The sequence below is a fragment of the Haloferax sp. Atlit-6N genome, assembly GCF_003383195.1.
GTDB classification, from domain to species: Archaea; Halobacteriota; Halobacteria; order Halobacteriales; family Haloferacaceae; genus Haloferax; species Haloferax gibbonsii.
The window spans coordinates 1-518 of the sequence record NZ_QEQJ01000186.1; the positions used below are offsets into that span (position 1 = coordinate 1).

The 518-nt window shown below is 59.5% G+C and carries 1 protein-coding gene; it reads left to right on the plus strand.

Translation table 11 applies throughout. The features are described 5' to 3' along the window. Positions 1-72: 72 nt before the first annotated feature. The coding region (locus DEQ92_RS21850; protein WP_233516941.1) for a protoglobin domain-containing protein at positions 73-518 on the plus strand (446 nt) is incomplete at its 3' end.

Sequence of the window (518 nt, forward strand, 5' to 3'; positions counted from 1 at the left end):
CGTCGGCGGAGGAGTATCAGACCTGATACCGGGGAGCGAACAATCTTATGTCGAGATGTTGGTCCCCTACATATGAACGACCGAGGCGTCGTAGTAACCGACGACACGAGGGGCCTCGTCGACGGCGACGAGCTAATCGACGCATTGGGAATCGACGAGTCAGAACGGGCGTGGCGCAAGTCCTTCGTTCGCCTCACGGCGGCGGACAAAGAGCGGATGCGTGCGCCCGAACCGACGTTCGACGACATAGCCGACGAGATCGGCGACGAGTTTTACGACCACCTGACGAGCGATCCTCGGGCCACTGAGGTCCTCGGTCGGTCGAGCAAGGGCGTCGATCAACTGAAAAAGACCCAATCACAGTATCTGCGCTCGCTCGCCAGCGGCGAGTACGGTCGGGACTACTTCGCACAACGCGCTCGCATCGGCAAGATCCACAATATGTTGGATATGGGGCCGAAGTTCTATCTCGGCGCGTACAGCATCTACTACGACGGTCTGATGTCGGCTATCGGGGA